This is a genomic window from Veillonella sp. R32, assembly GCF_010093125.1.
Lineage (GTDB): Bacteria > Bacillota > Negativicutes > Veillonellales > Veillonellaceae > Veillonella_A.
In genome coordinates, this window is sequence record NZ_NMZQ01000037.1 from 1 (window position 1) to 21,985 (window position 21,985).

Genomic DNA, 21,985 nt, shown 5'->3' on the forward strand with positions numbered 1-21,985 from the left:
ACGTTTTGTCCTATAACCCAAATTATGCTTATTATACAAAAATCACTTTTAACACTAACTCAATTAAATCATAAGACATAATATGCGATAAGTACTTCTAAAATTCTATTAATCTCATAAACAATCTAGTCATTTTAACCACAAAAAAGTGATACTCTTTCACATAGTCGATGCAATACACTATGCAAAAGAAGTATCACTTTTATAAATTCAATATGCTTTTATCTTATTGTCTTATCGGACAACCAAACTGTTTTGGGAATATTTTTAGACGAATAAATTTAAAATTTCTACCCCAATTAAACCACATACGGCAATGGCAGTTTCTACAGCACACCAAGTGCGAACGGTTTGTTTTACTGTTAAACCAAAGAATTCTTTAAACAGCCAGAAACCTGGATCATTTGGTGGGCTGAAAATTACACTACCAGCACCTACAGCCAATACCATAAGTTCAGGACTTACACCAGTCATAGGAATTAACGGTGCCACGATACCACCAGCTGTCAAAGCCGCTACAGTAGCAGATCCTACAGCAATACGAATAACGGCAGCAATAATCCATGCTAAAAGTAATGGCGATAAATTAGCCCCCATCACAAGGGAACCAATATACGTACCTACACCACTATCAATAAGCACTTGTTTTAAAGCGCCACCAGCACCAACAATAAATAAAATCATAGCTACTGTTAAAATTGCTTTTTCAGAAGTTTCCATGATTTCTTTTGTTGTTTTACCACGCGCATAGCCAAAGGTATAAAAGGCTACGATGATGGAAATAGTCAACGCTACGCTTGGATCACCAATAAAATTAAAGATATGCATAATAGGTGCTTCCTTAGGAATCCCCATCATTTTACCAACGGCACTAATAGCCATTAAGATAACTGGTGTCAAGGCAGTTAAAATACTGCTCAAGAAAGATGGCATTTCTTCATCCGTGAAATTCTTATCATTATGAAGCCCTTCTGGAATTTCCGTTTTAATATCTTTTACCGTGTTATATAACAAAGGTCCTGAAATAATAACGGTTGGAATGCCAATGATTAATCCATAAATTAAGGTTTTACCAATATCGGCACTAAAAATAACGGAAATAGCCGTAGGCCCTGGATGCGGTGGTAAGAAACCATGCGTAACTGATAAAGCCGCTGCCATAGGAATCCCTACTTCTAACAAAGGAATATCCGCTGCTACGGCAATGGTAAATACTAATGGAATCAAGAGCACAAAACCAATTTCATAAAATAGAGCAATACCTACAATAAATCCAGTTAAACAAACTGCCCATTTTACATTATTACGACCAAACATATTAATTAGCGTAGTCGCAATCCGTTGTGCCCCACCACTATCGGCCATGAGTTTACCAAGAATAGCCCCAAAGCCAACAACAATAGTCAAGCCCCCTAATGTAGAGCCTAAGCCTTTTTGAATGGTTGGGAAAATCTTATCGATTGGTAAACCTTCACCAAAAGCCAATAAAATACACACTAAAATAAGAGATAGAAAGCTATTTAACTTCACTTTTACAATAAGGAAGAATAATAGCACAATGCCTAATGCCAAAATAACCAGTGGCATAAGAGCGCCTCCTTTCACACTTAGAAAACACATCTAATATAAATTAATGAGACCGTTTAACCTAAGAGGCCTTATAGCCTATCTTGATGCCCTACGGCTACTTGTAACCAAAGCTTTAAAGCCTTAGTTAGGTTAAACGCGAGCCATTACTTATAAACGATTAAATGGATGCTCTTGTTGGAAATTAACCAACCGGGCCAAATCATCCTTCATATTCGTATAGAGGGATTCATAAATTTTAAACAATTCATCATAAATTTCACGATTAGCCACTTTTGGTGTATACACCTCTTGAGCCGTTACTAGTGTAGCCGTGTCTTTAATGTCCTTTAGAGTGCCATCGGAAATAAAACCTAGTACCGCAGCCCCAAAGGAAGCTCCTTCGCTATTAGTTGGTAAGGTAATCGATTCATTAAATACGTCGGCCATAATTTGAAGCCATAATTCTGATTTTGTGAAACTACCACTTACACGAATATCTTTTACCTCTTCAAAATCACGCAAAGCTTGTAACACACAGAGCAAACTATAGCAAATACCTTCCATAGTGGCACGAATCATATAGGAACGGCTATGATTTAAGGATAAACCAATAAAGGCTCCCCGCAAATCAGAATTCCAATACGGTGCCCGTTCACCAGTAAAGAATGGCATCAAAAGTAATCCACCAGAGCCAGCTGGTACATGGCGTGCTTTCATAGTCATCAAATCATAAGGATCTACGTCAAGTTGTTCCATTTGCGAGCCATGAAGATGTAAAATGCGATCACGCATCCAACGCATAATAATGCCACCATTATTGATAGCTCCACCAGCAACCCACATAGAATCGGTTAAATTATAACACCAAGTACGTTGATTTTTATCCATACGAGCTTTTTCAGTAAGCATGCGAATGGCCCCACTCGTCCCAATAGTACAGCTCAATTGCCCTGCTGAAACAGCACCAATGCCTACATTTACAAGCACCCCATCTGTGGCCCCAATCACAACTGGGAGTCCCGTAGGCAAGTCTAAGCGTTGTGCCACATCAGGTAATAAAGCATTACTGTAAGTAGTAGAGACAACGTCTGGTAAACGGTCTTTAGAAATACCAATAAAATCTAAAATAGTTTCATCCCAACATTCTTTATGAGCATTATATAAACCACTACTACTTGCTACCGACTTATCTGTGACCCATTGGCCCGTTAAATTACGGAAAATAAAGTCCTTAATAGAACCAATTCGCGCCATACGATCAAAAATAGATGGTTGATTTTCTTTGACCCATAAAATTTTTGCTAACGGATAACAAGCATGAAGTGGGCAGCCCGTATTAAAATAGAATTCTTTACACTTAGGATTAAGTTCTAAACGACGTACAATAGCCGCACTGCGACTATCTGCCCAGGTCATCATGTTGCCTAAGAGCTGGAAATTTTCATCTTGCGGTATGAAACTATGCATGACCGAACTCAAGGCTAATCCTGAAATAGTAACCAACTTATACTGTAATTCCGCCACAGTCCCTTTTACCACTTCTTCCACAGCATCATAAATCTGCTGTGGGTTTTGTTCAGCCCAATCATACTGTGGTGTTTCTAAGCTATAAAAAGCTTCTGTCGTCGCTACCGCTTTGCCTGTCGCCGTATAGGCTGTTGCACGAACACCCGTAGTTCCTACATCCACGCCTATCCATACAGGTTCTTTTACTTTTAAGGTCATAGTAACCTCCTTCATTTACTCTCTATATCACATTAGCCAAATAAACTCATTTGTTCATCCTCTGGTAGCTCACCAAAGCAACCTAAATCACGCATAGTGGCTAAGATGCTTTCTGAAATCTTACAACGACGCTGCACATCTTTTACCGAAGTAAATGGACTCTTTTCACGTTCCGCCACAATGGCATCAGCTACTTTTTCACCCAAACTGTCAACAGCTACAAATGGTGGTAATAACGCACCTTCATGAATTTTGAAACGACGAGCATCAGAGTGGTTCAAGTCAGCCACAAGGAAGTTGAAACCGCGTTGTTTCATTTCCATGGATACTTCAAGAGCACTCATCATGTCCTTATCTTTATTGGACGCTTTTCTATCTAATGCTTTCAACCGTTCAAATTCGGCCCGTTGTGCCTCTAGGGAGCTAGCCATAATTTTCATGTCATAGGCTTTGGCACGAATGGAGAAGTAAGCTGCATAAAAGGCTAAGGGATAATTAATTTTAAACCAGGCAATACGGAATGCCATCATTACATAGGCTACCGCATGGGCACGAGGGAACAAATAGGAAATCTTTTTACAAGAATCAATAAACCAATCTGGAATACCGCCAGCTCGCATTTGTTCTTCGTAATCAGTTTCTTTTTCCCCTACTTTATTCAGCTTATCAATGCCTTTCCCTTTACGCACGTTTTCCATAACTTTGAAGCAAGTCAACGGCTCAATATCGCGATGCATCAAGAAGTTCATAATATCATCGCGGGTAGAAATAGCTTCGTTCAACTTACAAGTACCATTTTTAATCAAGGTTTGCGCATTATCGAGCCATACATTGGTACCATGAGAGAAACCAGAAATACGAACAATATCAGAAAAATGTTGTGGCTTAGAGTCTTCCAACATGCGCCGCACAAAGCCAGTACCACATTCCGGTACAGCTAAGGAAGCTACTTTATCTCCCATTAATTGTTCTGGTGTTAAACCAATGGCTTTCGTTGACGAGAATAAACTTAGCGTTTCAGGGTCATCAAACGGAATTGTCTGAACATCAACACCGGTAATATCTTCCAACATGCGAATAATAGTCGGATCATCATGGCCCAGAATATCAAGTTTCGTCATACAACCTTCAAAGGAGTGATAATCAAAATGTGTCGTTATAATACCACTATCTTTTTTATTGGCTGGATATTGCACAGGTGTAAACTGATGTACGTCCATATCACGAGGGCATACCATGATACCACCAGGATGCTGCCCCGTTGTATTCTTTACGCCCGTTACCCCTTTAGCTAACGCTTCTAAGAAACCTTGACGAGCTTGGATATCCTGTGCTTCCGCATATTTTTTAACATAGCCAATAGCTGTCTTTTCAGCAATGGTACCAATTGTACCAGCGCGGAATACATTATCACGACCAAATAGTTCTTCCGTGTATTTATGAGCCCGTGGCTGATAATCACCGGAGAAGTTAAGGTCAATATCAGGCACTTTATCACCATTAAAGCCCATGAAAATAGCAAATGGAATATCGTGCCCATTCGTATTAAGGGGAGTCCCACATTCTGGACAATTCTTACGCGGTAAGTCAAAGCCCCCAGCATACTCCCCTTTTTCAAAAAACTCACTATGCTTACAATGAGGACAAATATAATGCGGCGGCAACGGATTTACTTCCGTAATATCCGCCATAGTCGCCACAAATGACGAACCTACAGACCCACGAGAACCTACTAAGTAGCCATCATCTAGGGATTTACGTACAAGTTTATGGGCAATGTAATATAACACGCCATAGCCATTGCCAATAATACGTGTTAACTCATAGTCTAAGCGATCAGCTACTACCTTTGGCAAAGGATCGCCGTAAATCTCTTTTGCCTTTTTATAACACATTTCAGTTAATGCATTATCGGCCCCTTCAATTTTTGGCGAATAGGTCTTACCCTGCGGCACCGGTTGCAAGGATTCAATGCTGTCATTAATCATACGTGAGTTAGTAACCACCACTTCATACGCTTTTTCTTCTCCTAAATACTTAAATTCTTCTAACATTTCGTCAGTAGTTCGTAAATATAAGGAAGGTGTTCTTTCAATATCTTTAAAACCAGATACGGTCAACATAATCTGACGGTAAATTTTTTCGTCATCATTTAAATGATGCACATCACAAGTAGCGACAACTGGTTTATTTAATATATCCCCCAATTCTACTACTTTTTTATTAATATCCACCAGGAAGGATTCATCTCGAATCTGTTCACCCGTTTTTCTATCATATAGTAAAAATCGGTTATTTTCTAATGGCTGAATTTCAAGATAATCATAAAAAGATGCAATCTCTAATAAGCGTTCATGCGATTCGCCTTTTACAATCGCACGAATGAGTTCCCCCGCTTCACAGGCAGAACCAATAATAATCCCTTCCCGATGGTCCTCTATCACCGCTCTTGGCAAGCGTGGGCGACGTTTATAATACTGTAAGTGGGAAATGGTAATCATCTTATACAAATTACGAAGCCCTACTGTATTCTTCGCTAATAAGATAATATGTGAGCGAGTATCATTTTCTTCATCTTCAATGAGGTACCCTTCCACACCATAGATAACTTTAACGCCTAATTTGCCAGCTATATCCTGTGCTTCTGGAAAGGCTTGAATAACACCATGGTCAGTAATAGCTACAGCGGGATGTCCCCACTCTTTAATCGTCTGCAATAATTCTTTCACATTAACTAGTGCATCTCGATCACTCATTTTAGTATGTAAATGTAGTTCTACTCGAGAATCTGCTCGATTTTCGCTACGTTTAGTTTCTTTTTTTAGCTCTTGAATACTACGCAGATTAAAGATATAGTCTTTTTCAAATTTATCATCATAGCTTACATCGCCTTGTACGCGTACACCCTTAACTTTTTCCATTGTTTTTAAGAGCGTTTCTGCTTCTTCATAGCTATCTACAAATTTTACAAACTGAATACTATTAGTCCCATCTACAACGCTCCCTTTGATAAGGCCTTTCTCCGTCTTAGTTTTAATTAACAATAAACTTACAAAAATACCTTCAAAGATTGCATTATTCATTTCTTCATTCACAGAAGCAATCGGTAATGGATCTCCTTCAATCGTTGGCCCCAATAACATCCCCGGATCAGTGACATCCCGTTTAAAACTACGGCGTCGTCTACCTTTATAGGCAAAACCACCTTCACTACCACTAATAGGCGCCGTCGATTTAGCTGGTTCATACTCACAGTGTATAGGCTCTTCGTACATAGGAATTGGTTCATCAGCAGCTGTGGCAAAGGGAAAAAACTCATCAGTAAGCTTGAGTTCTAACTCTTCTCGATGTTGCTCTTCTAATTCAGCAATTAAATCAGCAATGTCACAATCACTAGCAAAACAATACTCCTCAGCCGTATGATCATGAATAGGTTCCTCCCAATCATAAGCAAAAACAGTAGATTCATTCGCTTCCATTGACTTGGCATGAATATGTTTTTCTTTATACCAACTATCTAATTTACTATGTAATAGGTGAAATGCTTCCTCTGAGGACAGCACATTTTTTACTTTTATCGCTTTATCATTCGTTTCAATGAGCATAGCTGTTTCTTGCTTTGCTTTTGGAACTATATGATAACGTACTTTCATGACTATCCTTCTTTCTTCTTACTGTGTCTTACTTTTGGTTGCCTCTTTATTAGCCGTTCCTGCATTGTCTTTAGAATCACTTTGTTTGGTGGTGACTTCTTTATTCGGCTTCACTACAATCGTTGTTTCAGGATCATAGGTGGAATTGAAACTATCTGTCTTTGTACGGCCATCTTTATAGGTAAGTTGAACGGTAGTGTTCACACTCAAACCATCATGACCAGCTTGTTTAACTTCTTCCTTCGTCAGTGATGGATCAATAGTCACCTGCGTTTCATGGGGTATAGCCGTTTCACCACCTACTACTACCGAAGCCTGCGTCGGTTCATCAGCGGCAAACCCTAAAATACTAATGGTCAACGTATCGCCTTCCGTATGGGCTAGCACATAAATAGGGTGCTCATAGGGATTACTAAAGACAAAGTCAATATAACCATAGGCCACCGTAGCATCTCGTCCTGCAGGAATATAGCCCACTGGTGCATAGTGAGGCACCCGTTCTTCAATGGTCATACCTGAGAGCAATGCAGTGTTAAATAAGGTGGAGCTGACCTGACAAATGCCACCACCAATACCAGGCACTAACTTACCATCCATGAAAACCGGCGCATCATCATAGCCCGCTTCCGCTGTGCGTTCCCCCACAATTACATTAAAGGAAAAATTCTGATGTGGCTGAATCACCACATTATTAATTTTATCCGTAGCTAATTGGATATTATGAGTGCGACTCGTATCCCCTGAATTAAAAGTCGTACTATAGGTACCTAGAACTGCATTAATACCTTTTAAATCTTCAGTCGTTATCTTAGGCTTCGCCTGCTCATCAATAACGAGTGACATGGTCGTCACTTCCCCCTTAACCAATTGTTCCTGTAAATTAGCAATCGTCTTGGCTATATCTAAGCGCTGGCCCGCCACTTCTTTATGTAACACTACTTTGCCCCCGTCGACGGTTAAATAGGCGTCATGACCACTTTTGGCAATCTCTTTATTATAGGTTTGCAATAAAGCTTCTAAAGCAGGTACGTTTACATCATACACAATAGTCTTAGATACGGGATTTACCAACGCTTGCCAACGGCTATTGATATATTCTTCCATAGTCGGCTCATAACCGTAAGCCATAATACTTTCGATTGTTTTATTCACATTTGGCTTAATGCCAATATCTGCTAACGCCACCTTTGTTTCTTTACCATTTTGCCATTTTACAGTCATATGCGTAGGTGCCTTAGCGGCTTCTTCTTCAATAATGTTCACTAATTCTTCTTTATCCGCTCGTGAAACATCTTGTTCCCCCAAATAAATACCTTGAATTACATTGCCTGTAGGATATAAAAAAGCCCCTGCACTCAAAGAAACAAGACCTAATACAGCCCCTGCTATAACACCAAATGTTCGTTTCATATAACCCCCGCAGCCTATTCAGCGCAATAGGCTAAACACAAATCTTTAAAATATGACACCGTGCCCTCACCACGTCGACTATCACGCATAACTTCATACAAACCGCGTAATAACTTAGCTAAAGCACGAATTGAAATTTGTTGACTTTGACGATAAGCAAGCGTTATAGGATACGCTTTTACCGTTGAACCAGCTTCTTTAAATAAATCTTGAACAGCTCGTTCACTTAGCCCACTATGTCGACATTCACTCACCATTAATTGCAAGCGTAATTGCCCTTCAATATAAGACATAGCTCGCTCCACTTCCTTATTTTGTAACATGTAAGGAAAAAGAGCTAATAAAGTCTTTACATCTTTTTTAAATAAAGCTTCTTTAAATAAAAAAATATTCTTCGCCCCATAATCACTGCCATTGTTCACTAAAAACGCCTGTGTAATCTGTCCCTGAGGAGGCAATAATAAAAAGTAGCGATCAAATTCCGTACGTAAAAAACTTACTGGCACATCTTGCCATAGCTCCAATAAATGATGAATGTATTCCATACCATCTGCACTCATAGTAAAGCCATGGTCTTTACAATACCCTTGTAACCACTTAACGATTTCAGGTCCTTTCAAACGTTCACACGCTTCATTAGGTACTGCTTTTAAAAAGTCCTTGTTCGCTTTTAATCGCTTATCAAGCGTTTCATGATATAAAATTAATACAGGATGGCTTCCTTCATACTGAAGTAATAAATCATATACTTGTTGCCATTCATCAGTAACTCGTTTATTAGCCTTAGCAAAAATAGGCGGGTTGACTAAACAATATAAAGTGGGCTCACCAAACAAAGAGTCTTCACTCAACTTTTCACATATACGGCGAGCCCCCACTTCATCATTTAGCATCTGCACGGCCAAACTAGAATGTTTCTTAAAAAAGGTTTGCTTTTTTTCTTTTATGAGCTGTGACTCATCACCATATAGTAATTGTATCGCCATAGCTTCTCCTACAATAAAAAATCCGGGATCACAGTTGTGCCCGTAATATATCGACTTTCATCAGCTGGATCTACCTCGGCTTGACTTCGTTTATTGCCATTTGGCCAATATACTAAGACCTGTGGCGACTCCGTCCTATAATCATCACTGGAAGCGGCCACGGCGCCATTGGTAGTTCCACTAATATATGATTTCATCTCCTTTAATTTTAGATGTTTTTTACTATTTTGTCCATTACTGAATAGGAATGCTCCCCTAGGTCCCCTTGCAATAAAAGCATGTGGTGCTTCTTCAAAAATAGCTGCAAAGTCCTTTGTAGTTTCACCTATATAGGTATTTTGATTATATTGACTTTCATGCAAAGCGGCCCAAGACCACTGTAAAGAAGTCAGCAATGGCGTTATACTTATTTTTCCTTCAGTCGTTACATCACTTAATGAAATCTGTGTTGGTTCCGTAATGCCATAATAATGTACTGCATTTACTATGGCACTTTCTGAAACTGCTGATAACGGTTTTCCTTCCATAGCAAGATGAAGCCAAGCACTGCGTTCCTTAAAAGGAGTCTCTTGTAACACAATAAAAGCAGCCCCTTGTGATAGTGGTATAACATGAACATACACCATAGCTTGACCCAAACTATAGCTAGGTATCAACAATAAAACACCTAACCCTAAGGCTAGCAGATTTTCCTGCCATAGATGGCGCAAAGGTGTTTCACTCATACAATAGTATAAAATACGACAACCTAATATATATAAAGCGGCTAAACCTACGGTTAAGGCACTCCAATAACTGACAAAGCCTGGTATATGGGCAATGGTAAAATTTAAAAACAAAGCACATTTCAGAAGGAGTGATAATATATACCACCCCATAGTTATAGGTACTACAAGCTGTACTAGCAGTAATAAAGCAGTTCCTAAAATTGCTGTATCTAATATAGGCCCTACCAAAATAGCCGCTATAAAAGAACCTACCCCCATAAGGTGGAAATAATAAAGTTGTAATGGATAGATTAGAATTTGAGCACTTATACATAAACTCAGAGGGCCCATTATATAGGAACAGCCTTTAGGCAAACGTTGATATATAACACGACTAAACAGCAAAATGCCATAGGTCGCCCCAAAGGAAAGTTGAAAACTCACATCTAACAGCAGTAAGGGCTGACACCATAGTAATAAAGCAGCACTCAAATGAAGGGCTTGGCGACTTTGATAAAGTCGTCCTTCAATGATACCTAACCCCATGATAATCCCCATAATAGCGGACCGAACAACAGGTGGATTAAACCCTACAATGGCACAATATATAATTACAAAAATAATGGCTCCATACGTAGCTCTTTTTTTAGATATCCCCAACCAAGAAGCGACTAAAAATAAAAAGCCAAATAAAAGGGCTACATGAGAACCAGATACAGATAGAATATGAATTAACCCTGTTTTAGCAAACGAATCCATAATACTCGCATCTAACGAACTATAGCCGCCACCCAGTAACAAGCTTTGACTCATATCACCTAGTTCGCCTGGTAGCTGTTCATTTAACACGCGACCACTTTCATATCTTACATAGGCTAAAGCTCCCATGATTTGATTGCTAATTTTAGTATATAAAGGGACCGATTCTTCTTTACTGAAACTTTGAAAGGCTCCTTCATATATGGTGCCTATACGATGATTGGTAATATAACGGGCCCGTAAATCAATCCGTCCTTCTTCAGGCAATACCTTAGCTTTAGTTACAGCTCCTTTTACATTGATATATTGACCGGGTAAAAATTGTTTCATAGGGATAGTTGCTACCGGTGTTATATAAGCTACCACTTCACCCTCAGCCGCTAGCCTACGCTTTTCCGCCGTTTCTTTATCCGGTACCATACCTATTAAATCGCCACTCAAACGCCAGTAAGTAGTATTACCTACCCTAGCTATTTCAGGCAAAGACGTAAGGCGCAACGTATAGCTACCCGTAGCACCTAAATAGTAAGGATTAATCGCTTCGTATGTATCAATCGTTTGTACTGTCCGGTACGCTCCAAAGCTAAACATTGCACCTAGAATAAGAATGACCCTGGCCACACTGGCCCATGTAGTGCTCCCTTTACGGATTACCATAGCCACGGTCGTATGAGCCTGCCCAATATATTCAGAGACAAAATTTTTACGCAATCGCTGTACTAATAGCCATAAAAAATACCAAGAACTACATAATACAACTATCATAGGATTGGTATACTCATAGCGTTGACCATAGGCCATAACAATCCCCCAAGCCGGTGCCAACCACAATAAAGCGCCCCACTCCGTATAGGTAAAAAAGTACAAACCAGCTTGTAGGCTTTGTTTCAAATTGTTGTATAGAGTTTTAATCAAACCTGACGATAACATTTGAAACACCGCCTTCCGCTCGTTGCAGTTTAGTTAGAATCCCTTTAATCAAAGCGAACCTTCAGCTTCAACTTCAGCTTCAACTTCATCTTCAGCTTCATCGCTCTACAAAATCATACTGCCATTCATACCGTAATATGTGGTGCTAATTTCTTAAAGGTTGCTTCACCAATACCTTTAACTTTCTTTATATCTTCAATCGTTTTAAACAAACCAGCTTGCTCACGATAGGCAATAATCTTCTTCGCTGTACCAGGACCAACGCCAGATAATTTTATAAGCTCTTGTTCGTTTGCTGTATTAATATTAATCTTTTGCTTACGCAATAATTCTTCTGGATTTCCCATAAAATTAAAGGCCACATGGATATGGCTACCACTAGTTGCTATTTCCGCCATATTAATAGTATCTACTGAGGCATAAGGCAATAAACCTCCACAAGCTTGAAGGACGTCACCTACAGTTTGTCCCCCTTTTAATTTATATAGACCAGGTGTTTCCACAGCGCCCGTAACGTACACATATTCATTATCGCCCCCACTAACCGTGTCGCCTTCCCTGTCACTTTGGCTCATATCGGCTTGGTCACTCCTATTCATCGACTTATTATGCTCATTCTTAGCTTTGTCACCATAACCAGTATCAAACTCAGCATTGGGACTACTCTTAGCCTGGCTATTTGCACTTACCTCTGTAGCTACCATAGGCCCATTACTATTCAATTGCTCCTCTGAATCTGTTATAATAAGCCGTAGTACTAATACGTACAACATACAGGCTACGCCTAAGCATAGCCAAAATTTTTTATATTTTTTTAATTGCTCCATGTAGCATACCCCCTACCAATTGCGTTGTTCTACTCATAGTTTCTTTTTTATTTCTGAAACTCCTGCTAAATCACACCATTGGTATGAATGCACTCTATTAGTGTGAGTGCAAGAAAGGATATTATGGAAAAAACTCGTTTACAAAAATACGCTCATGCCTTATTGACTACAGGCGTTAATTTACAAAAAGATCAAACTTTAGTTATTAATGTAGATGTAGAAAATCAAGATTTTGCTCTCATTGTTACCCAAGAAGCCTATGCACTGGGGGCTAACGAAGTAGTACTTAACTGGCGTTCTACTACTATCGGTAAAGAACGACTCCTTCATGCGGCTGACGAAGTACTAGCTAATCCTGCTCCTTGGATTCCAGAATACTATAAAACCTATGTAGAGAAAGGGGCTGCTTTCTTATCCTTAATTAGTGCTAATCCAAAAGCGCTTGCCGGTGTGCCATCCGAACGAATTGCTAGTCAATCGCGCAATCTTAACAAGGTACTTCATTTCTACCACGAAGCTATTATGGACTCCACCCTTACTTGGTGTGTAGCCTCTGTCGCCACTTTACGTTGGGCCGAACTACTTGGTTTTTCTGGTACTAATGAAGAAAAAATAGATGCTCTTTGGTCTGAAATTTTCACCTTGTGTCGTATTGAAAACGTAAGTGCTGATGAAGAATTAGCATCCCATTTAAAACGATTAGCCACTCGAACAAAAGCAATGAATGATTACCATTTCCAATCACTTCATTACACTTGTACAAATGGCACTGACTTAACAATTGTTCTACCCAAAAATCATCTCTGGCAAGGTGGTGCGGAAGCATCCAAAAAAGGCATTATCTTTGATGCCAACATTCCAACGGAAGAAGTCTTTACAGCCCCTCAATACGATGGTGTCAACGGTACTGTATACAGTACCAAACCTTTAATTTATCAAGGTAATGAAATTAATGATTTTCATTTCACCTTTGAAAACGGTAAAATCGTTGATTACGATGCTAAAGTTGGAAAAGAACACTTAAAGCATCTCCTTGAAACTGATGAAGGTTCCGCCTATCTCGGTGAGGTAGCGCTCGTTGATCATTACTCACCAATCAGTCAATCAAATCGTATTTATTTTGAAACTTTATTTGATGAAAACGCCTCTTGTCATCTAGCTATCGGCGCAGCCTATCCGACTTGCTTGGCTAATAGCGATGGACTCAGCAAAGAGGAACTAAAAAAAGAAGGGCTTAACTATTCCTTGACCCATGTGGACTTTATGGTGGGGCACGAGGATATGAATATAGAAGGGATTACGGCTACTGGCGAGGTCGTAACAATTATGAGTAAGGGCAAGTTATTAATCTAATATATCGCTATATAAAAGAAGGGACAGCAAATCTGCGCTCAGAGTTCTTACGAACAAGTCACTCAACTTTTGCTTTCCCCATTCCTTCTTCTTATATACACTTCTCTGACCTTTTCATAATTATATACCTCTACCAGTTGCTGTAATCTCTTCTTATATGAGAAGTGGGAGAAAAGAATCTAATATATCGCTAGATAGAAGAAGGGACTGCAAATCTGCGCTCAGAGTTCTTACGAACAAAGTCGCTTAGATTTTGCTGTCCCTTCTTTTTTTCTCTCTTATTTAGCAAAACAACTTGCCCTTCTTTTAATTACTACTGACCATTCCAGTTGCTGTAATCCCTTTCTATATTAATTGATGAGAAAGGGATGGGGTAAGCAAAGTTTTGTTCCGAGTTCTTACGAACAAGTCACTCAACTTTTGCTTTCCCCATTCCTTCTTCTTATATACACTTCTCTGACCTTTTTCATAATTATATACCTCTACCAGTTGCTGTAATCTCTTCTTCTAATTTCCCTCTTACGTTATAAGAAAACAGGCCAGCGAAATCCATACGACTTGTTCGTAAGAACTCGGAGTAAGGATTTGCTGGCCTATTTCTTATTTCCCTTCCCTTTAACGCTATACTTGCTGCGCAGTAGTTGTTTTCTCTAAATTAGGTATAAAGAAGCCGAACAGCAAAATCCGTACGACTTGTTCGTGAGAACTCGGAGTGAGGATTTGCTGTTCGGCTTCTTTCATCATCACATTTAGAAAACAACTCTAGCTACAAGCTATAGATTAATATTCAAGGTACGCCCTGTTGGTATATATTCACTAAGCTGCACACCTGCGGTTCTTAGCATTCGTTTAGAAGCGATTACTTCTGGCGTATCTTTATATTTATCTTGCCAGTATATAACTTCACATATTCCACTTTGAATAATAGCCTTAGCACATTCATTACAAGGAAATAAAGTGACATAAATTTTACTACCTTCTAAAGAGCCACCACGATAGTTTAAAATAGCATTTAATTCACTGTGAACGATGTAAAAATATTTATTATCCTTGCTTACTTCGCGATCCCAAGTAAATTCATCATCACTGCAACCACAAGGCATACCATTATAACCAATGGATAAAATTTTATTATCTTCACTTACGATACATGCCCCTACTTGTGTATTAGGGTCTTTAGAGCGTTGAGCTGCCAAAATAGCAACTCCCATAAAATATTCGTCCCAACTTATATAATCACTACGTTTAGGCATATAGCACCTCCTATATTACATCTAATCGCTACCATTTCTTTTCTTTATTTCTTATTATCATACATAAAACGTTTAGTAGTTTATTATGCCATAAAACAGTCGCACTCTAATATGTCATAAAAACTTACATTTTATTATGGCGTAAAACAGTTACACTCTAAGCTGCCATAAAAGCTTGCATTTTATTATGGCATAAAACATTTAAAATAATTGGTATACATATTATTCTATAAAAAAGCTCACAAAGTCAATATATAACTTTGTGAGCTTTACTTAACTTATTTTACAACAATATTCACAATTTTATTTGGAATAATAATTACTTTAGCCACAGTTTTATCAGTGGTAAACTCTTTAACGCGATCCAAATCTAAAGCTAATGCTTCTAATTCTGCTTTAGGCATGTCTACAGGAATTGTAATTTTATCACGCACTTTACCATTAACTTGAACGGCAATTTCAATTTCATCAATCACAAGAGCGGCTTCTTCATAAGCAGGCCAATCTTGTTGATGAATACTACCTTCAAAGCCCACTTCATGCCATAATTCTTCGGTAATGTGTGGGGTAAATGGCGCTAATAATAACAATAGTTTTTGCACTAATTCATTAGCCAATTCCGCTTGTACCATTTCATGGGAATCTTTGAATTGATACATAGCATTTACTAATTCCATAATACTGGAAATAGCTGTATTAAAGTTAAATTTACCATCTAAGTCAGCCGTTACTTTTTTAATTACACGGTGTAATTCACGACGTAAGGCAAATTCGTCTTTTGATAATTTTTCACTATGACCAGTTTTAGCCAATTGCTGATACGCATCAACAATACGCCATACACGACTTAGGAAACGATAGGAACCTTCAACCCCTTCATCGCTCCAATCAAGGTCACGTTCCACTGGGGCTGCAAACAGAATGAATAAACGAGCCGTATCTGCACCATATTTCGCAACGATTTCTTCTGGTGAAACTACATTGCCTTTAGATTTAGACATTTTACTGCCTTCTTTAAGTACCATCCCTTGTGTTAACAAGCCTTTGAATGGTTCATCATAACTAACAAGGCCTAAATCATGAACAACTTTTACAAAGAAACGAGAATATAACAAGTGCAAGATAGCATGTTCAATACCACCAATATACTGGTCAACATTCATCCAATAATCTGCTAACTGCTTATTAAAGGCTTCTTTATCATTTCGAGCGTCAGTATAACGAAGGAAGTACCAAGAAGAGTCAATAAAGGTATCCATAGTATCGATTTCACGACGCGCTTCACCACCACAGCAAGGGCAAGTAGTTTTAACGAAGTTTTCAGAAGTAGCTAATGGGGAAATAGCACCGCCATCAAATACTACGTCTTCAGGCAAACGAACTGGCAATTCATCTTCAGGAACTAATTGTTCACCACATTTATCGCAATATACAACAGGAATTGGCACGCCCCAATAGCGTTGACGAGAAATTAACCAGTCACGAAGACGATAGTTTACCATTTTACGGCCAATGCCACGTTCTTCAAAATGCTTAATAATGGCTTCACGAGCGTCAGCAGAGGTCATGCCATCATATTCACCAGAATTAATAAGTACGCCATCTTCATGAACATCATTATTCCATTCATCAAACGTCCAAGTATGTTCTTTGTTTTGAACAACAGGAAGAATTGGTAAATTATATTTACGGGCAAACTTATTATCCCGTTCATCGTGAGCTGGAGAACCCATAACAGCACCCGTACCATAATCAACCAATACATAGTTAGCAATCCAAATTGGAATATCTTTACCCGTCATAGGGTGCTTAGCATAGGCACCGGTAAAAAGACCTTCTTTTTCTACATCAGTAGAAGTACGATCAATTTCATTTAAATTACGTACTTTATGAATGAAAGCATCTAATTCTGCCTTATTAGCTTTATTAGAAATTAATTCCTCTACATATGGATGTTCTGGAGCCAACACAATGTACGATACACCATAAATCGTATCTACACGAGTTGTGTACACTTCAATATTTTTATTAATTTCAGGAATTTCAAAGGCAAATTGAGCCCCTTCGCTACGACCAATCCAGTTTTTCTGCATTGTTTTAACGCGATCAGGCCAATGATCTAAGGTATCTAAGTCAGCTAATAAACGATCCGCATAATCTGTAATCTTTAAGAACCACTGTTTTAAATCTTTCTTCTCTACCTTATTATCACAACGCCAGCAAAGGCCGTCAATAACCTGTTCGTTAGCCAATACGGTATGACAATGGTCACACCAGTTAACTTTAGCTTCTTTTTTATAAGCTAACCCTTTTTTATAGAACTGTTGGAATAACCATTGTGTCCAACGATAGTAGTCTTCTTTACAAGTAGCTACTTCACGATCCCAATCATAGGAAAGACCTAATTCCTGTTGTTGACGTTTCATATTAGCAATGTTTTCCAAGGTCCATTTACTTGGTGCAATACCATGTTTGATAGCTGCATTTTCAGCAGGCATACCAAAGGCATCCCACCCCATTGGATGAAGGACATTAAAGCCTTTCATTTTTTTGAAACGAGCCACTACGTCACCAATTGAATAGTTACGCACGTGACCCATGTGCAAGTTACCTGATGGATAGGGGAACATTTCCAGTACATAATATTTTTCTTTGTTTTCATCATATTCCGTTTTAAATGTTTTATGTTCAAGCCAATACGCTTGCCATTTCTTTTCAATATCCTGGGCTACATATTTTTCGTTCATGCCACAGCCTCCTCAGCTCAAATTCCTCTAAAACCTGCACCGTGTCTTTTTACTACAAGTCTTAAACTTAATTATATTACTAATTGTCAACTACCGTCAATACAGGAATCGTTACTCCACTTTAGTAACGATAATAATGGGTTCTTTAGCTGCTTTAACTTCTTTAGACTCTTTAGTATTATTAGTTTCTTTAGTTTCTTTAGTATCTTTAATTTCTTTAGCTTCTTTAGATTTTATTTTCTTCGATTCTTCTTTAGTAATCACTGCCATAGGTGTGTCTAATTTTTTTACTTTATGGGCATCAAATTCTTTTGCCATATATTGACGAAAATCAGGTGTTTCAAACCCCTTACGCCAAGCTGCAAAACCAGCTAATTTTAATTCGGGAATTACATTTAATTTATAGGCCATCGATGCTTCGTCTTCAAACCACACCTCTGAAATGGTCGCTTTTTTATTACGCAAACCACCTGCAATTCGTGGCTCTCGGCCCGTTTCAGCATAAGCAAGTAGCATCTCCCCTAAGTCATCATTACCAAAGCGAAGATAATTCACTTTTAAATCTTCATCCCAAGTTACTCGATTACCATAAGTAGCTTTTAATTCAGCCGCTTCCGTCATAGATAGCGTACGACTCTTAGCAGGACCATAATGAACCTGCCCCTTAGCATCTACGGAAATAGTTTTTTCCCAAATACGCATATAATAAGGCACACCTAAGACTAACTTTTCAGGTTTAATCTCACTAATCATAGTCGTAGCATTACTCTTCACCCAAGGGTAAGAGGCCACTGGGCCTGAAGTTTTACTGCCCGCCGACGTTTCATCATACGCCATCAACACTACATAGTCTAATAGGTCACCTAACTGTTTGCGATCATATACAAGGGACCAATTTTCACTATCGGAATACCCCGTCACATCCATGGATACAAATAAATTAACCTCGTGCAAACGTTTAGCAAGATACGCTACAAACTGAGTCAATTTGCTTTTGTCTTTATAATGAATGTTCTCGAAATCTAAATTATAGCCATCATAACCATAGGTTAATGCATAGAGTACTAAATCATCACCAATTAAGGTCCAGGATTTTTCATTGTTCAATATTTTACTAGTAAAATCCGGATTAAACGTATTCGTCACTAACGGCCATACTCGATACTTCTGATCTTTATATGTATTTACATAATCTAGTTGTACTTTAGGCTTAACAGTTAGCCCTTTTTCACCAATATCAAACCAGGTTGGAGACACAATGGACGTACTTTTTTTGGCAATGGCCCCTTCATAGGCTGTAGTTACCAAAGGATCAAATACCCACGCTACAGGGCCTTGAATTTCTTTGCGGTCTCCTAGTTTCATAGAGCCCAAAGGCGCCGCTAATTCTAATCCTTTTTTTGTTTTAGTTGCCATAACACCTAAAGCTGGCGAAATACTACTCATATCTACATATAACTGTCCATCACGCACAATCGTAGCCAACTGAATCGCTCGTTGTCCTTCCCTAGTATCACCGGCATAGAGCATATCACCTGCACGGCGCGGAGCAGGTACTTGCACATAAGGTTGCCCTTTTTCAGCGCTAATAGGATTCAAATTCACTTGCTTATACACAGCTAATGGCACATAAATATGTGTTCCCTCTTGAATAGCTAATTCTTCAGTCGGCGAAGTTTGACCATACAAAGTACGTAGTATAATTGGCATAGTATTTTGATCAATTGCGTGTTGTGCCACTTGTTTATTTCTATTAGTTTGTGAATTATCTTTAGTTACTTTTATCGTAGATGGGGCTTTTACCGTATTTACAGTATCTCCTTTTTTAGCACTGTTCACCGTAGCCACTTCTTTGGTAATGTTCACCGTAGCTAGCTCTTTAGTCACTGCTACATCAGCAGCTTCAGCCGTCGTAAAGCCTAACGCTAACGTGCCAATTACTAACGCACGTAACATCTTATATTTCATAATACATCCTTTCAAACCTAACAACCTAACTTACCAATTCTCGGCTGTTATTCTACATGATATGTTTCATAGGTACCTAACAATTGCATCGAGGTGGCTAATGATTTTAATTCTGCCAAGGCTTCCTCAATTTGTAAGCCATTATGATCAATCTGTAAATCTAAGAAAAATTTATAATCTCCCAGTCGTCCCTTCGTAGGGCGAGATTCTATTTTAACTAAATTAATTTGTCTATTAGCAAAAATACCTAAGCATTCCCATAAAGAACCTGGTCGCAAACCATCCAGTTCACATTGTAAAGATACTTTGCCAGATACTTTCGTCGCATCAAATTGGATAGCATCATTCGGTTTCACTAAGATGAAACGAGTCAAATTAAACGCATTATCTTGCACTTGTTCCGTAAGTTTCACCAAATTATATTGCGTGCCCATAGCTTCGCCGCCAATAGCACCTAAAGAGCTATCGCCTGTACTAGCCACCATATGCGCCCCTTCAGCGGTAGAGGTTGTAATCTGCTGTAATACGGCTGGCATCTGTTCTTTTAAGAAACGCTTACACTGTCGTAAGGCCTGTGGATGAGAGTAGACAGCTGTTATCTGACCTAAGTTAGCTCCCGCTAACCCCCACACATAATGACGAATAGGCATACTAATTTCTGCAATAATCTCTACATTTTGATGCTCTGCTAAATAATCCATCGTTGTAAGCACTGTACCGCCTAAGGAATTTTCCACCGGTACAAACGCATATTGGACGGTTTGTCCCATAGCCGCTTCAATGGCTTCTTCTATTGTATGGGCAGCCTCTTTAGTAACAGCCCAGCCTTGCCATTGGCAAAGACGATTCAATGCTTCTTCCGTAAAGGTCCCTCTAGGGCCTAAAAAAGATATAGTTTTCACATGCCTCGTCTCCTTCCCATACAACCAGCATAGCCGGCAAGGCTAATCAGTAGCCTATACCCTAGCTCACTCATACAATAATTTTTATTATAACATATACCCTTTTTATTGTCATAAGAATGGACCTCCGTTATAATGAATATATATTAATTACTAGGAGGTTTCTATGCATCAGTATTTATTTTATATTGGCGACTTTCCTGTTCGCGCTTATGGCCTACTTCTATCGTTAGGTATTTTCTGTGCCGCCGCCGTTGGCTACTTTTTATTAAAAAAAGACGGTCGTGGCTGGCACGTGCACATGGTTGATTTTGCCATCTATACAGGTATTGCCGGAATTATTGGCGCTCGTTTGTGGGATGTATTCTTCTTCGACTGGGCGTATTACCAACATCATTTACTGGAAATTCCCTTTGTTTGGCAAGGTGGCATGTCTATCCAAGGCGGCGTTATTTTAGGTACGTTAGTAGGCATTTGGTATGTGAAACGTCAAGGTATAGACCCCTGGGCCTTTGCTGATATTTTCGCCCCAGCTCTGATTCTTGGTCAATCCGTAGGTCGTATGGCCAATCTAATGAATGGTGATGCCTTTGGTCATCCTACAGGCGGTAATTTTGGGATTCTCTATCCTGAAACGACCTTAGCCTTTAAAACCTATGGTGCTCAACCGCTATGGCCTGCTGAAATCTGGGAAGGTCAAATTGATATTTTAATCTTTGTCATTCTCTTATTATTTAACACGACTAAGCATAAAAAAGGTCAAACCTTTGTGCTCTATGCAATTTTATATTCTGCCGCTCGCTTCTGTTTAGAATTTTTACGAGGTGACTATGTAAACCTCACCATGGGCTTAAAATCTGCCCAAATGACAAGCTTAACAGTCATTATTATAGGCATTCTTATCTTTATTTACTTACAAGTTAAAGGTAAATATGATGAACATGTAGTATTGGCCCATGAAGCGGCTGATGAAGCAGCTACTTCTAGTAATATAGCCAAACAAGCTACCCATAATCATAAAAACGATACTGTAACGGCTAATAAGCATAAAAATGATACTGCAATAGCTAAGAAACATACTAAACGAAAATAAAACACATAACCCAAAAAAGTAAAATCTAAATCAAAAATAAATCCATAATCAAATGCTGTAAACAACCAAAAGCTGTAAATAACAAAAAGCTGTAACAAAACAT

General features: G+C 38.9%; 13 protein-coding genes. 2 read left to right on the forward strand and 11 right to left on the reverse strand.

All coding sequences use genetic code 11. The annotated features are described in order from the left end of the window. Positions 1-267: 267 nt before the first annotated feature. The 7 genes from VER_RS07895 to VER_RS07925 all read right to left on the reverse strand — a co-directional run bounded on the left by VER_RS07895 (position 268) and on the right by VER_RS07925 (position 12,566). The gene (locus VER_RS07895) at positions 268-1,587 is read right to left on the reverse strand and encodes a gluconate:H+ symporter (protein ID WP_162100294.1); all 1,320 of its coding nucleotides are present in this window, start codon (positions 1,585-1,587) and stop codon (positions 268-270) included. A gap of 150 nt (positions 1,588-1,737) precedes the next feature. Further along, positions 1,738-3,294 (reverse strand): gluconokinase, encoded by a 1,557-nt coding sequence (locus tag VER_RS07900; protein ID WP_162100295.1) that lies wholly within the window; start codon positions 3,292-3,294, stop codon positions 1,738-1,740. Between the two features lie 32 nt (positions 3,295-3,326). Beyond that, positions 3,327-6,773 carry a PolC-type DNA polymerase III gene (locus VER_RS07905; protein WP_370456478.1) on the reverse strand — a complete coding sequence of 1,149 codons (3,447 nt, stop codon included), beginning with the start codon at positions 6,771-6,773 and terminating at the stop codon, positions 3,327-3,329. Positions 6,774-6,965: 192 nt separating this feature from the next. Beyond that, positions 6,966-8,357 carry a VanW family protein gene (locus VER_RS07910; RefSeq protein ID WP_162100297.1) on the reverse strand — a complete coding sequence of 464 codons (1,392 nt, stop codon included), beginning with the start codon at positions 8,355-8,357 and terminating at the stop codon, positions 6,966-6,968. Between the two features lie 14 nt (positions 8,358-8,371). Next, positions 8,372-9,343: a DNA polymerase III subunit delta gene (holA, locus tag VER_RS07915; RefSeq protein WP_162100298.1), complete on the reverse strand. Its 972-nt coding sequence runs from the start codon at positions 9,341-9,343 to the stop codon at positions 8,372-8,374. A gap of 8 nt (positions 9,344-9,351) precedes the next feature. After that, complete coding sequence (locus tag VER_RS07920) at positions 9,352-11,739, reverse strand: ComEC/Rec2 family competence protein (RefSeq protein ID WP_162100299.1); 2,388 nt, start codon at positions 11,737-11,739, stop codon at positions 9,352-9,354. Positions 11,740-11,864: 125 nt separating this feature from the next. Beyond that, the gene (locus VER_RS07925) at positions 11,865-12,566 is read right to left on the reverse strand and encodes a helix-hairpin-helix domain-containing protein (RefSeq protein WP_162100300.1); all 702 of its coding nucleotides are present in this window, start codon (positions 12,564-12,566) and stop codon (positions 11,865-11,867) included. 123 nt (positions 12,567-12,689) lie between these two features. Between VER_RS07925 and VER_RS07930 the strand changes: the two genes are divergently transcribed. Further along, positions 12,690-13,919: an aminopeptidase gene (locus tag VER_RS07930; RefSeq protein ID WP_162100301.1), complete on the forward strand. Its 1,230-nt coding sequence runs from the start codon at positions 12,690-12,692 to the stop codon at positions 13,917-13,919. A gap of 773 nt (positions 13,920-14,692) precedes the next feature. On the opposite strand, the gene VER_RS07935 is transcribed toward VER_RS07930, so the two are convergent. The 4 genes from VER_RS07935 to pheA all read right to left on the reverse strand — a co-directional run bounded on the left by VER_RS07935 (position 14,693) and on the right by pheA (position 20,789). Beyond that, on the reverse strand, positions 14,693-15,172 hold the full coding sequence (locus tag VER_RS07935) for a dCMP deaminase family protein (RefSeq protein ID WP_162100302.1): 480 nt from the start codon (positions 15,170-15,172) through the stop codon (positions 14,693-14,695). Between the two features lie 278 nt (positions 15,173-15,450). After that, positions 15,451-17,919, reverse strand: coding sequence for a leucine--tRNA ligase (gene leuS / locus VER_RS07940; protein ID WP_162100303.1), 2,469 nt, complete (start codon positions 17,917-17,919; stop codon positions 15,451-15,453). A gap of 111 nt (positions 17,920-18,030) precedes the next feature. Next, positions 18,031-19,887 carry a glycosyl hydrolase family 18 protein gene (locus tag VER_RS07945; protein ID WP_162100304.1) on the reverse strand — a complete coding sequence of 619 codons (1,857 nt, stop codon included), beginning with the start codon at positions 19,885-19,887 and terminating at the stop codon, positions 18,031-18,033. A gap of 47 nt (positions 19,888-19,934) precedes the next feature. Next, positions 19,935-20,789: a prephenate dehydratase gene (pheA, locus tag VER_RS07950; protein WP_162100305.1), complete on the reverse strand. Its 855-nt coding sequence runs from the start codon at positions 20,787-20,789 to the stop codon at positions 19,935-19,937. Positions 20,790-20,955: 166 nt separating this feature from the next. Between pheA and lgt the strand changes: the two genes are divergently transcribed. Next, positions 20,956-21,882, forward strand: coding sequence for a prolipoprotein diacylglyceryl transferase (lgt, locus tag VER_RS07955; RefSeq protein ID WP_162100306.1), 927 nt, complete (start codon positions 20,956-20,958; stop codon positions 21,880-21,882). The last annotated feature ends 103 nt before the right edge of the window (positions 21,883-21,985 follow it).